This is a genomic window from Erysipelatoclostridium sp. MSK.7.34, assembly GCF_019041935.1.
In the GTDB taxonomy this organism is placed as follows: domain Bacteria; phylum Bacillota_I; class Bacilli_A; order Erysipelotrichales; family Coprobacillaceae; genus Thomasclavelia; species Thomasclavelia ramosa.
The window spans coordinates 107,129-121,393 of the sequence record NZ_JAHPYJ010000004.1 but is presented as its reverse complement, the minus strand read 5'-3'; the positions used below and the strand labels follow the sequence as shown (position 1 = coordinate 121,393).

Genomic DNA, 14,265 nt, shown 5'->3' with positions numbered 1-14,265 from the left:
TGTGAGGTAGATGATGAAAGTATTGGTGATTTATTGTCATCCCAGCAATAAAAGTTTTACAGCTAGGATGAAAGATGAGTTTATTAGAGGATTGGAAGACGGAGGGCATACTTGTCAGCTTATTGATTTGTATCAAATTAATTTTGATGAAACATTTAGTGAAGAAGAATACTTAAGAGAAGCCTTTTATGATCAAGCCTTAAAAGTGCCTGAGGATGTTCAAGCACATCAAAGACTAATTAATGCAAATGATGCGGTTGTGTTTATTTATCCTGTTTTTTGGACCGAGGCACCGGGAAAACTGGTCGGGTGGTTTCAACGCGTTTGGACTTATGGTTTTGCCTATGGGACTGAGACTAAAATGAAACAGTTAGATAAAGTACTGATGCTTGTCACGATGGGTGGCGACCTAAGTGAAGAAATTCGTCAGCAGCAGGTTGCAGCAATGAAAGTTGTGATGTTAGGAGATCGAATTGGTGAACGTGCCAAAACGAAGGAAATGATCGTGTTTGACCGTATGTCCCGAGATTATCCGGTACGTGAAGTAAATTATTCGAAAAACTTAAAACGTGCCTACTTATTAGGAAAGGAATTTTAGAAGAATGTATAAAGAACGGGTCAAAGAAAATTTAGAAACCACAAGATTACGATTAAGAAAGTTTAAATTAAGTGATAAAGAAGCAGTTTATAAATATGGAAGAGATCCGCGAACTCTAAAATATCTTGAATGGATTGGGGTGACTACTCGTGAGGAAGCTAGAATAAGCATTGAAGAATATTATTTAAGTCGTGCAGGAATTTATGCAATTGCTTTGAAAGAAAATGATTTATGTATTGGAGCGATTGATATTCGTTTAGATGAAGCTAATGATAAAGCTAGTTTTGGGTACTTATTGGATCCCGATTACTGGAATCAAGGATATATGAGTGAGGTATTATCACGAATTTTAAAACACTGTTTTGAAGACATAAGAGTAAACCGGGTTGAAGCAATTCATTATAGATTAAATCCGGCCTCTGGGAAAGTGATGGCAAAATGTGGAATGAAGCAAGAAGGAATAGGAATTCAAGAGCTAAAAATAAAAGGCCTTTATCATGATGTGGTGCATTACGCGATAACTCAAGAAATGTGGCAAAGACGTTGATATCACGTTATTGCAACGCAAAGTTGACAAAAATAATTAAAGTGCAATGGCAAGTTGGTAGTAAAAAAGTAACTGCATAATTATGATTTGGGTGAGGTGATAAAGATGAGTTTAAGTGATAACTTAAGAGCTTTAAGAAAACAAAAGGGGTATTCACAAGAACAATTGGCAGAGCGTTTAAATGTTTCTAGGCAAGCTGTTTCGAAATGGGAAAGTGATAATGGTTATCCAGAGATGGAATCGTTAATTATTTTAAGTGACCTGTTTGAATGTACTATTGATGATTTATTGAAAAATGATTTGACTCAACATAATCCAACAGCCAAACAAGCATATGATAAACATTATAGTCTAATAGCAAAGGCCTATACATTTGGAGTTGTTTCAATCTTGCTGGGGGTATGCGCATATCTATTTGCTGAAATTTATTTTTCGGAAAATACAAAATCTGAGTTTATTGGCGAAATTATTTTCTTGTTTTTTGTTTTAATTGGGGTAATTACATTTGTTTATTTTGGAATGAAAGATAGTCATTTTAAAAATAGTCATTCTGAAATAACAGATTATTATACGGATAGTCAAAGAAGTGAATTTAATCAAACATATTCATTGAGTATCGCAACTGGGGTAGGAGTGATTTTATTTGCAGTTGTTTTACAGATTTTAATAGAGAATTTATATAATGAAAATCTAGCTAATGGTTTATTTATGGTGTTTGTTACTATTGCAGTTGGAATTTTTGTATATTTTGGAACACTAAAAAGTAAGTATGACCAAGTTGATTTAAAAGTTATTAAGCAAGAAAAAAGGAATAAAAAAGTCTCAATATATTGTGGTATCATTATGATGATTGTTACAGCAATTTATCTTGGCTGCTCATTTACTACAAACGCCTGGCATATTTCATGGATTGTTTATCCTATCGGGGGAATTATTTGTGGCATTGTTTGGCTCCTTTTTGAAGCACATGAAGAAGATTAGAAAAATGCTAATCTTTTTTGTTTTGCGCGGATAAATAGCAAAATGTAAATTATTGTATGTAGTTATATTAAGAGGGTCATGTTAAGATTAAAGGGTAGGAGGGGATAATTATGAGCTTAGGAAAACGGATTCAGTCGTATCGAAAACAAAAAGGATTATCACAAGAGCAGCTGGCATCAAGATTAAATATTTCCAGACAAGCCCTATCAAAATGGGAATCTGATATAAATGTCCCCAATATTGATAAGATTATGGATGTAGCAAAAGCTCTAGAAATCACGCTTAATGAATTACTTGGTTTAGAAGAAGATTCAAATGATGAGTATGCTAAGTTGGAAAGTATTTTAAATCAAGTGGTGTTAACTCAAAATAATGAGATTATAAGAAACAAGAAATATTTAAAAATGGGTTTGGTAATTGGGACGGGAATATTTATAATTCTTGCTCTTGTTATGTGGAGTGTTTTAAATGATATTAAAGGAATTAAAAGCACGATTGGAAATAATAATGCAGGTTTAAGTAATCAGATCAATATAATCAATAACCAATTATCATCATTAGAAAATTCTCTTTTTGATCAGCTTCAAGAACAATTACAAGCCCAAGGTTCTTTACTAAGCTCTTTTGAGCTTCAAATTGAGGATATTGATTTTAAAACACAGACAATGAAAGTCAAAATTGATCTAGTTGTTAAGAATTATGAGGATACTAGTAGTGTGGTAGTTGTTTTAGATTATGAGCATTATGATGATCGGTCATATCTATTAACATTAAGTGATGGACATTTTAAGACAAGTGAAGATTTACCTATTGATAATATTTTAAATGCTGCCGTGACAATTGGAACAGATAGTAAACAAGCACAGTTATTAAAAAATGTTGCAGATTATATATTGCCTGAATTGAAACTTAATTATGGTGAAGTTTATGAAATAATCTATCAGCAGGATTCGTTAAACATTACGTTAAACCCAGATGATACTGTAAATTTGAATGAGAGTGGTATATTGTCAAAATATAAAAAAGATAATAAATTAGTAAAATTCGATGGATTTTATTATTTAAATGATCAGAAGCATACTGTTAAAGTTACAACAGATAAGCAAAGAAATATTCTTTTTTCAATTCCTGCTAATGACTTTAAGAATGGTGATAAACTAAAAATAGTAATTAATTTGGTCGATAAAACGGGGATCACTTCTCAAATTGAAAAGAATTTTATTGTAGCAATTATAGATGATTCAGTTAGTCTGTATGAAGAATAAAGCACTAGTATTATATTAGTGCTTTTTATCATGATAAAACTAAATAACATTTAGATATTATAGTGATAATAAAGTTAGAAATTTCTAAAACAATTATTATCATGATAAAAAATACTGTTATTTTGTTTAGAATTCGTGTATAATTGCCATGAAGGAGTGATAACTATGTATAAATATTTGGAACCATATGCAGCAATGATAGAATTTTTAGGGAAGGCTTTAGGCGATAACGTTGAAATTGCGTTACATGATTTAACTTCAAAAGAGCAAGAAATCGTTGCAATTGCTAATAACCATAACTCAGGAAGAGAAGTTGGGGCTAAATTATCAAATTTATCATTACATTATTTAGAAGAAAAACAGTATTTAGATAATGATTATGTAATGAATTACAAGACAACTGGACCAGATGGAAAATTAATGCGTTCAGCAACTTATTTTATTAAAGAGCCTGGTAAGGAAATGCCAGTAGGTATGCTTTGTATCAATGTAAATATTTCTGATTTAGAATATTTAACATCGACGATTAAAAAAATCTTAGGTATTAAAGATGAAAAAGATATTGAGTTTAAGATGGATAATCCAGTTGAAATTTTATCTTCACCGTTAGATGAAATGATTGATCTTTATATTAAAGAATGTTTAGAGAAAATGGGTTTCCCAAGTTATTTCTTAGCAGAACGTTTGAATGTTGATGAAAAGATCAAGGTTGTTAAATACTTACAAGAAAAAGGTACTTTTAAAGTAAAAGGAGCTATTGTTTTAGTAGCTGAAAAATTGGCAGTTTCTGAACCTACAGTATATCGTTATTTAAAAAAGATGGAAAAATAGGAGAGTAAAATGAAAGAATTAGTATATGTAAGTGGTCATAAAAACCCTGATACCGATTCAATCTGTTCGGCAATTGGATATGCTTATTTATTAAAAGCAATTGACCGTTATAATGCCGTACCAGTAAGATTGGGTGAGGTAAGTCGGGAGACTGAGTATGTTTTAAAAAGATTTAATTTAGAAATACCAACTTTATTAAAAACTGTTAAGCAAAAAGTAGAAGATTTAAACTATGATAAAGTAACTGTATTTTCAAAAGAATTAACATTAAAGACTGCATGGTCTTTAATGAAACAACAGAACTTAAAATCAGCACCAATCTTAGATGATCATGGGCAATTACTAGGATTATTATCAACTTCTAATATTGTTGAAGGGTATATGGAAAAATGGGATAGTAGTTTATTAAAAGATGCGCATACACCAATTGAAAATGTAATTGATACATTAGAGGCATCAGTAATTTATTTAAACCATAATTTAAAAACAATCGAAGGTGATCTTCATATTGCAGCAATGCGTGGTGAAGAAGCTAGTAAACGTGTTAGACCAGGAGATATTGTAATTATTGGTGGTGATCGTGATGATGCTGTTAATTCAATGATTGATGCTGAGGTTTCATTGATTATTTTAACTGGGTCTTTGGGTGTTGAAGCTGAAGTACTAAATAAATTAAAAGAAAAGGGAATCAGTGTTATTTCAACTTCTTTTAATACATATTTAACTTCACAACAAATTATTCAGGCAATTCCGGTAGAATATATCATGCAAAAGGGAGATTTAAAATTATTCTCAACAGATGATACATTAGATCATGTAAAAGAGGTCATGAGTGAAACAAGATATCGTAGTTATCCAGTTCTTGATCTAAATAATCGTTGCGTTGGAAGTATTTCTCGTTTTGCTTTATTAAAAGGATTAAGAAAGAAAGTTATTTTAGTTGATCATAATGAGCGTGGTCAATCAATTCCTGGAATTGAAGAAGCTGATATTTTAGAAATTGTTGACCATCATCGTGTTGCCGATATTCAAACGATCGGACCATTATTATTTAGGGGTGAACCATTAGGATCAACGGCAACGATCGTAACAAAGATTTTTGATGAAAATGATGTAGAAATTCCTCAATCTATTGCTGGGGCTTTATTAGGAGCAATTATTTCAGATACATTATTATTCAAATCACCAACATGTACACCTGTAGACACTAAGGCTGCTCGTAAATTAGCTAAGATCGCTGGGGTTGATATTGAAGAATTTGCTATGGAGATGTTTAAAGCAGGAACTTCATTAGTTGGTAAAACAGTTGAAGAAATCTTTAATCAAGATTTCAAAAAATTCCCATTTGAACAAGGAACTGTTGGTGTTGGACAAGTTAATTCAATGGATATTGAAGGATTTATGCCATATAAAGCAGATATGCTTGACTATATGGACAAATTTGCAGAAGACAACCGTTTAGATTTTACTTTATTATTATTAACAGATATTATTAATGCTAATAGTGAAATCTTTGTTGCTGGGCCTAAACCATATTTGGTTGAAGAAGCATTTAATATTAAATTAAATGATCATCAAGCGACATTAAAAGGGGTAATTTCTCGAAAAAAACAAGTTGTTCCAGCAATCACAGCAGTAATGAGTAAATAAGATGAGATTAGATAAATTTTTGAAAGTATCGAGAATTATTAAGCGTCGTACTTTATCAAAGGAAATTAGTGAAAGTTCACGGGTAAAAGTTAATGGTAAAGTCGCTAAACCAAGCACAAAACTTAAAGTTGGTGATGAAATCGAAATTGAATTTGGACGTAGTCGTCTGACTGTTAAGGTTAAAGAACTTCGCGAACATGTCTTAAAAGAAGATAGTACGATGTTATATGAAATAATTAATGAAGAACGAATTGAGCGAGATTTAAATTAGAAACCATTATTGGTTTCTTTTTTATAAAATGATATATTTTTATTATATTGGTTGACTTTTACTCATTAGAAAAGTTATCATAATATATGGCGATAGGATTGTTACTATTAGATTAGGCAAGACCAAATTGGAGAAATACGAATAACGTGTAGCTATATGCAGTTGTTTTCGTATAAATTTCAATTTGGTCTTTTATATTTTATTTAATAGGATTAATTATATTATCGCTGTTCTATACGGAAAAGGAGGATAAGATGAAAGGATTAAAAAAATTATTTTCAGCTATGCTGGTGCTGACAATGCTTTTTGGGACGATTGCAAATGTTGGTATGGCAAAGATTTATGCAGCTGAAGAAGGAATGAAGCGGGTGTTTTCTATTGATGCCGGGAGAAAATACTTTTCAGAAGAACAACTTTTACAAATTATTGATAAAGCTTATTTAAATGGTTACACAGATGTTCAAATTTTGTTAGGGAATGATGCATTACGTTTTTTCCTAGATGATATGTCAATTACTGTTGATGGTAAGACATATGCAAGTGAAGCGGTGAAAAAAGCAATTACAGCAGGAAATGATCATTATTATAAAGATCCAAACGGTAATGCTTTAAATGAGACTGAAATGAATCGGATTGTTGCTTATGCTAAAGAAAGAGGATTACACATTATTCCAGTTATTAATAGTCCTGGTCATATGGATTCTATTTTAGTTGCAATGGAAGAATTAGGGATGAAAAATGTACGTTATAGTTATAATGGAAAAGAATCAGAACGTACAGTTAATATCGAAAGTGATGAAGCTATTGCATTCACTAAAGAGTTAGTAAAAAAATATGTTACCTATTTTGCAAATGCAAATGTATCTGAAATTTTCAATTTTGGTGCTGATGAATATGCCAATGATGTGTTCAGTAATCCAGGATGGGGAGAATTACAAAAAATTGGTTTATATGATGAATTTGTTGTTTATGCTAACGATTTAGCAAAAATCATTAAAGATGCAGGAATGAAGCCAATGTGTTTTAATGATGGTATCTACTATAATAAAAAAGATAGTTCTGGAACATTTGATCAAGATATTATCATTTCATACTGGACTGCTGGCTGGTGGGGATTCAATGTCGCTAAAGCTGAATATCTTGTAAATAAAGGTCATAAGATCTTAAATACTAATGATGCATGGTATTGGGTATTAGGAAATATTGATACCGGAGGATATAACTACAATAGTACTGTAAACAATATTAACAATAAAAAATTTACTGATGTAACAGGTGCTTCAAATGAATTACCAATTATTGGAAGTATGCAATGTGTATGGTGCGATACTCCTAGCAAAGAGCATGATATGGATAGAATTATAAAGTTAATGGATCTTTATTCACAAAAACATACAGATTATTTGATTCGTCCTGCAGATTTTACAAAAGTTGATGAAGCAATTGCTAAGATTCCTGAAGATCTAAGCATTTATACAACTGAGTCAGTAGAAAAGCTTAATACAGCAATTGATAATATTGATCGTAGCATCCGAGTTACAGAACAAAGTATTGTTGATGGGTATGCAGCCGCTATTGAACAGGCAATTATCGATCTAACATTAAAAGATGCAGATTATTCAAAAGTTGACGAAGCAATTGCAAAAGCTGAGGCTTTAAATAAAGATGAGTATACAGATTTTTCAAAAGTTGATGCTGCTGTTAAAGCTGTTAAACGGGGCTTAGATATCACGAAACAAAAAGATGTTGATGCGATGGCAGCTGCTATTAATGAGGCTCTTGCGGCATTAGAAAAGAAAGAGGCAGTAACACCAGATAAACCAAATTCAGAAAAAGTAGATTCACCAAAAACAGGTGATACAACAAATACAATGGTTTGGTTAAGTTTTGCGGCAATGAGTATTTTAGCTAGCACATTAGTTTTAAAAAAACGTAAAACATATTAATAGACGATAAAAATAAATAGTTATAGTCATTGATTCATAATAAGAAGTCTAATTTTATTAAAGTTAGGCTTCTTTTATATTGCAGTTAAATATTAGCAGTGCACAAAGAAAGCCTTTACATTTATAATGATATAGTATAAACTTTATTTATACCAATGAATTATAATCATTCTATTAAATGGAGGGAACTATGAAGAGAGTAATTAGAGAAATTAAAAAAGCTGGTTCGATTGCAATTATTATAGCAATGCTGTTAAGTTTCGTACCGACAGGAATTTTTGCCTTAAATGAGTCCAATTATAAAGAACCATTGGTATTTGCGGATTTTGAAGGTAATGATTCAAATGTTGACGGATCAAACAATGCGGCGGTTAGTTTTATTGAGGGATTTGCAACAGGAACGGGAAAATTAGTAGCTAAACTAGAGCTTGCCAATAGTGGTGATCCTAGTATTAGTGAACGTAGTTTGGTAATAACAAAAGAGACATCAGTCGATGTTTCAAACTACAAGTATTTAACTTTTTGGATCAAAGACAATGGAACGAATAGTGCTAAAGTCCATTTAATTGATGCCAGTGGTAATGCTACTAGTGGCAACTGGACAGGGAATGTAACGGCGGGTAAATGGAGTCAATTATCTGTATCTTTAGATCAATTTAAAAATATTGATTTAAGTAAGATTACTGGTGTTGTTATCGGTGAATGGAATAAAGGTAGTTATTTAATTGATGATGTTCAATTTACAGATGTCTTGGCTAAAGATTTAAAATTAAGTGCAAGTAAAAACACAGGTACATATAATGATAGTTTTGAAGTTACCCTTACGGCTGGAGAAGGACAATCAATCTATTATACAGTTGATGGAAGTCAGCCAACTATTAGCAGTACTAAATATAGCAATAGTCTTACAATCGATGAGTCTATGACTTTAAAGGCAATTGTAGTCGATAATCAAAATATTAGTGAAGTTTATGAATTTGATTATATTATTGATCATCAAGATAATCGGATTTATACACCTGTAGTTGTTCAAACATTTGAAGACCAAAATAATTTTAGTGCAGCTAATGGGGCATCGGGAACAATTGTTACAAATGAAAAACATAGTGGTGAACAAAGTCTAAAATATGTAAAAACTAAGAGTGAAGCCGCTAGTACTAGTAAAGGAAGTATAAAAATTGATTTTAATCATGCTGTTAATGCGGCAGATTTAAAATATTTAATTTTCTATACCAAAGATACCCAAGGAAGTAACACCCTTCAAGTATCATTGATTGATACTGATGGAAAGGAGTCAGATTTTGGATGGCGAAGTCCAAGTACAACAAAGGATAAATGGGTCCAATATTGTATCAAAGTATCTGATTTTAATAAGATCGATAAAACTAAAATAGCGGGAATTAGAATTGGTGAATGGAACGCAGGAACATATTATCTAGATGATATTTATTTTGATAATTATTTATATTCGGGATTGCCAAGTTTAGTACCGACTAAACCGGAAGCCAATATAAGCGATGGTTATATTTTTAAAGATAGGTTAGCAGTAACTTTAAAAAATGATAACAATGCACCAATGTATTATACAATGGATGGAAGTACCCCAAATGTTGATAGTACTAAATATAGCGGTGAAATAGAATTATCTAAAACAACAACACTCAAAACAGTTAGTTTTGATAATGGAAAATATAGTGAAGTAGTGGAATTAGCATATATAAAAGATACAAATATCCCTAGTGATGTTAAAGCTGATAAAGTAGCAGGAAAGTATACAAAACCAATTAAAGTAACATTAAGTAATGAAGATAATCTTGCTATTTATTATACGATTGATGGGTCGACTCCTTCAAAAACAAGTTCTAAATATACAACGCCAATTTCTATAGGTGAAACTACCGTGCTTAAGGCGGTAACTTATCAAGGTGATAGTGCTGGAAATGTAATGACATTTAAATATCAATACCCAACAGTGCCATCCGAAGTTACAGCGAGCATTCCGGAAACTAAATTTACTAGTAGTAAGACGGTTGAATTAATTAGTGATATTGATGCGAATATTTATTATACAACAGATGGCAGTGTTCCAAGTCTGACTTCATCACGCTATGATCAGCCTCTTACAATTAGTAAATCAATGACAGTTAAAGCAATTGCTGAACGAGATGGTAAAACAAGTGCAGTAACAACATTAGATTATATTATTGCGCCAGTAGCTGTTCAAGCTGACAAACCAGCGGGAACTTATGATGGTTCAGTAGTGGTGGAATTTAGAGTTCCAAATAATGATCAAGTAGAAATTTATTATACAACAGATGGCAGCGTTCCAACAGTGGCATCAAATCATTATACTCAACCGCTACGGGTTAGTGAAAATACAACTTTTACTGTTGGAGCAACATATAAAAATAGTAATGATATTGGTGTGGTTACAAATCACACATATATAATTAATCCGATTACTGAAGCTAAGGCCCCAGTGATTACGCCAGGTAGTGGTACTTATGGTCAAAGGCAGTTAGTGTCAATGAGCAGCGATACTCAGGATAGTAAGATTTATTATACAGTGGATGGCTCAATACCTTCTAGGGACAGTATGGAGTTTAAGGAACCGTTTTATGTTAAACAAGATACTGTGGTCAAAGCAATTACAGTAACAAAAAATGGTATTAGTGAGATAACTGTAAATGAAATTAAAGTTAATCAAGAAGCTTCAAATTTCTTAAAAACAGATGGAAAAGTAATTCGTAATAATTATGGTGCTGGAAAAAAAATTCAATTAAAAGGAACTAATGTTGGTGGCTGGCTCGTTATGGAAGAATGGCAATGTCCAACTAGCGCACCAGATCAAAAAACAATGCTGGAAACATTTACAAAACGTTTTGGTGAAGCAAAAGCTTGGGAGTTAATTAATACTTATCAAGATAATTGGTTTACAGAAGCTGATTTTATAACTTTAAAAGAAGAAGGAGTAAATTGTCTTAGATTACCAATCACTTATTTTGAGATGGCTAATTTAGACGGAACGCTTAAAGAGACTGCATTTGATCGTTTAGATTGGTTTATAGAAGAAGCAGCTAAACATGGAATCTATACATTGATTGATATGCATGGTGCATTTGGCTCACAAAATGGTAAAGATCATTCCGGTGATATTACTTATCCTGATCAAGGTGATTTTTTTGGAAAAGAAGAAAATATTCAAAAAACAATTAAATTGTGGGAAGCAATTGCAGCTCGTTACAATGGAAATGAGTGGGTTGCTGGTTATGATTTATTAAATGAACCAGGTGGAGCATTAGGTACTGAACAGTTTGAAGTGTATGATCGTATTTATAAGGCAGTAAGAGCAATTGATCAAGATCATATCATTCAAATTCAAGCAATTTGGGAACCAACGCACCTACCAGCTCCAACATTATATGGCTGGGAAAATGTTGTTTATCAATATCATTTCTATGGATGGGATGATATTAATAATTTAGAATATCAAAAAGCTTTTATTAATAGTAAAATAAAATATGTAAATGAAGATACTAATTATAATGTACCGGTTTTTGTTGGTGAGTTCACTTTCTTTACAAATATGGATAGTTGGGAATATGGTTTAAGTGTTTTTGATGAACAAGGCTGGTCATATACAAGTTGGACATATAAGGTTGCTGGAGCAAATAGCAGCTGGGGAATGTACACAATGCCTAAAAATGACAGTACCAATGTGAATATTAATACTGATGATTTTGAAACAGTTAAAGCAAAATGGTCAAATTTTGACTTTACGAGAAATACTAGTATTGCTGATGTATTAAGTAAACATTTTAAAATAGTAAGTAGTGATTTGATTGCTCCGGTAATAGAAGGTAATGATGCGGCTGTTATGGTTGGTGTAAAAGCAACAGTAAGTGAAATCCTCGACTTATTTATTAAGGATGATCAAGATGGTGTGATTGATATTGCGAAAGCAGATATTACAACTGATTTTGATTGTAGTAAAGCAGGGGTATATACAGTAACAGTAGAAGCTAGTGATAAAGCAGGTAATATAAGTGAAGCAGCTTTTACAATTACGGTTAAAGAAGAAACAGTTATTGATCCTGATGTGGTTGAAAAACCAGATTCATCAAAATCAGAAGTTTCAGTAAATAAGCCGGTCAAAACAGGGGATAATGAAAATATTATTGGTGATTTAATGATTTTAGGATTATCAATGATAGCAGGTGTTATCTTATTGAAAAGAAGAAAAGAAATTTAATTAGAGGTAGTAACGAGATAAATTCTCGTTACTATTTTTGATATAATGCATGGTTATGTATTTAAAGAAACGTTATAATAAATATATGGCACAATGAGGAGGCAATTTATGCGAATATTAAAACGAATATCATTACTATTATTATCATTAGTAATGATAATATCTTTGAGTGGCTGTACAGCAGATACTAACAACAAAGATGAACGAGCGAGTTTTGATCGATTTATTGAAAGACAATTTATTGAAACAATGGAAAGTGATTATACAACTGCGCATGTTTTTTTAGAACATCCTGAGAATTTTGATGTTGATATTTCAAAGTTAACAGTAAATCTAGGGGTGCGATTAGATGAAGAAAGCATGAGAAATCAGGAGAAGAAAGATGCTGATTCGTGGGCGGAGTTTAAGAAGTTCGAGCGTTCAAAACTAACTAAAGAACAGCAGGATACTTATGATATTTATGAATTTCAAAATAATCTAGCTCGTGAAATGAGCGATGATAAATTTGATTATTATCAACAATTGTTTGAGAGTATTTCTGGAATACATTATCAGATTCCTACTATGTTAGCTGACTGGTCGCTTAGAAATGAACAAGACGTAAAGGATATTATTAGTTTAGTGAATGATGTCTTACCATATTTACAAGGAGCTATTGACTATACCAAAGAACAGGCAAAACGTGATTTGCTAATGATAGATGTTGATGCGGTTAGAGAGTATTGTGATAATGTGATTAAAAGTGGTGAAAATAGTTTAATTTTATCTGATATAAATAAAAATATAGATACTTTAAATTTAGAAGAGAGTGTTGGCAATGCATATAAAGAGCAATTAAAAACAGCTTTTAATTCTTCTTTTATTCCTGCTTATCAAGCTGTTAAAGATTTAATGGATGAAGTAAGTCTAACCGGCAATAATGAAGAAGGATTAGTCAAGTTTAAAAATGGAAAAGAATATTATGAACTGTTATTGCAAAATGCCGTTGGTTCTGATAAATCAGTAATGGAAATAAAAGAATTAATGGAAGACAGTTTAGACAAACATATTTCCAAGCTTCAGGAGAATGTGATTAAAAATGCTAGTGTTAGAGAATTTCTTACTAGTGGTGGTGAAATACCAACTACAAAGTATACTAGTTATGATGAAATTCTAGATGATATTAGTGCTCAACTGTTTGAAGATTTTCCTAGTGTTAGTAGTTTATCTTATAATATTAGGGATATTAATGAAGAAATAGCATCTTCTTCTGGCGTCGCAGCATATTTTAATATTCCGCCTTTGGATGGTAACGGTATAAAACAATTACGGGTCAATCCATCGACTGGTGAGGTATCAGATCTTGATACTTTTTCAACAGTAGCCCATGAAGGTTATCCGGGACATATGTATCAGTATGCATATATGTATGAAAATATTCAATCCCCATATCAAAAGGCTTTAGCTAATTCAAGTGCTTATACAGAAGGATATGCGGTATATGCCCAATTTTATGCATATAAATATCTAACAGGCATTGATAAAAATGTATTAGAAGCGCTTAAGGAAAATGAATTAGCAAGTTATGATATAATGATTCTTTGTGATATTGGAATTCATTATGAGGGATGGTCACTTGATGATTTTAGTGACTTTATCTCTGAAAAGGGTATTAATCTAGAGGAGGACAGTTTAAAAACTCAATATAAACAATTGCAAGCTAATCCGGCTGCGTTTGAGCCATATTATGTTGGTTATGAAGAATTTATGCTTTTAAAAGAAACAGCTCAAAATAAATTGGGTGATAAGTTCAATGATAAGAAATTTCATGAGGCAATTTTAAAGAGTGGAAATGCACCTTTTACAGTTGTTGAAAGAAATGTAGCAGCTTATATTAAGAGTGCTAAATAAAAGATTTTATATGAATCTAAAAAACAGTTAGAGT

10 protein-coding genes are annotated in these 14,265 nt (G+C 31.7%); all 10 read left to right on the top strand.

The genetic code is table 11. The features are described 5' to 3' along the window. Window positions 1-13: 13 nt before the first annotated feature. The 10 genes from KTF99_RS04430 to KTF99_RS04385 all read left to right on the top strand — a co-directional run bounded on the left by KTF99_RS04430 (window position 14) and on the right by KTF99_RS04385 (window position 14,231). A complete protein-coding gene (locus KTF99_RS04430) occupies window positions 14-598 on the top strand; it encodes an NAD(P)H-dependent oxidoreductase (protein WP_009300681.1) in 585 nt (194 codons plus the stop codon). A gap of 4 nt (window positions 599-602) precedes the next feature. Further along, window positions 603-1,145 carry a GNAT family N-acetyltransferase gene (locus KTF99_RS04425; RefSeq protein WP_003536955.1) on the top strand — a complete coding sequence of 181 codons (543 nt, stop codon included), beginning with the start codon at window positions 603-605 and terminating at the stop codon, window positions 1,143-1,145. 105 nt (window positions 1,146-1,250) lie between these two features. Continuing rightward, window positions 1,251-2,126, top strand: a complete 876-nt coding sequence (locus tag KTF99_RS04420; RefSeq protein WP_003536956.1) for a helix-turn-helix transcriptional regulator — start codon at window positions 1,251-1,253, stop codon at window positions 2,124-2,126. Between the two features lie 110 nt (window positions 2,127-2,236). Continuing rightward, window positions 2,237-3,391: a helix-turn-helix domain-containing protein gene (locus KTF99_RS04415; protein ID WP_003536957.1), complete on the top strand. Its 1,155-nt coding sequence runs from the start codon at window positions 2,237-2,239 to the stop codon at window positions 3,389-3,391. A gap of 165 nt (window positions 3,392-3,556) precedes the next feature. Next, complete coding sequence (locus tag KTF99_RS04410; protein ID WP_003536958.1) at window positions 3,557-4,222, top strand: helix-turn-helix transcriptional regulator; 666 nt, start codon at window positions 3,557-3,559, stop codon at window positions 4,220-4,222. A gap of 9 nt (window positions 4,223-4,231) precedes the next feature. After that, a complete protein-coding gene (locus tag KTF99_RS04405) occupies window positions 4,232-5,872 on the top strand; it encodes a putative manganese-dependent inorganic diphosphatase (RefSeq protein WP_003536959.1) in 1,641 nt (546 codons plus the stop codon). 1 nt (window position 5,873) lies between these two features. Then, window positions 5,874-6,143 (top strand): RNA-binding S4 domain-containing protein, encoded by a 270-nt coding sequence (locus KTF99_RS04400; RefSeq protein ID WP_003536960.1) that lies wholly within the window; start codon window positions 5,874-5,876, stop codon window positions 6,141-6,143. Between the two features lie 254 nt (window positions 6,144-6,397). Beyond that, the gene (locus KTF99_RS04395; RefSeq protein ID WP_008793085.1) at window positions 6,398-8,089 is read left to right on the top strand and encodes a family 20 glycosylhydrolase; all 1,692 of its coding nucleotides are present in this window, start codon (window positions 6,398-6,400) and stop codon (window positions 8,087-8,089) included. Window positions 8,090-8,279: 190 nt separating this feature from the next. Next, the gene (locus KTF99_RS04390; protein ID WP_217215465.1) at window positions 8,280-12,341 is read left to right on the top strand and encodes a chitobiase/beta-hexosaminidase C-terminal domain-containing protein; all 4,062 of its coding nucleotides are present in this window, start codon (window positions 8,280-8,282) and stop codon (window positions 12,339-12,341) included. A gap of 108 nt (window positions 12,342-12,449) precedes the next feature. Continuing rightward, the gene (locus KTF99_RS04385) at window positions 12,450-14,231 is read left to right on the top strand and encodes a DUF885 domain-containing protein (RefSeq protein WP_029481235.1); all 1,782 of its coding nucleotides are present in this window, start codon (window positions 12,450-12,452) and stop codon (window positions 14,229-14,231) included. Window positions 14,232-14,265: the final 34 nt, after the last annotated feature.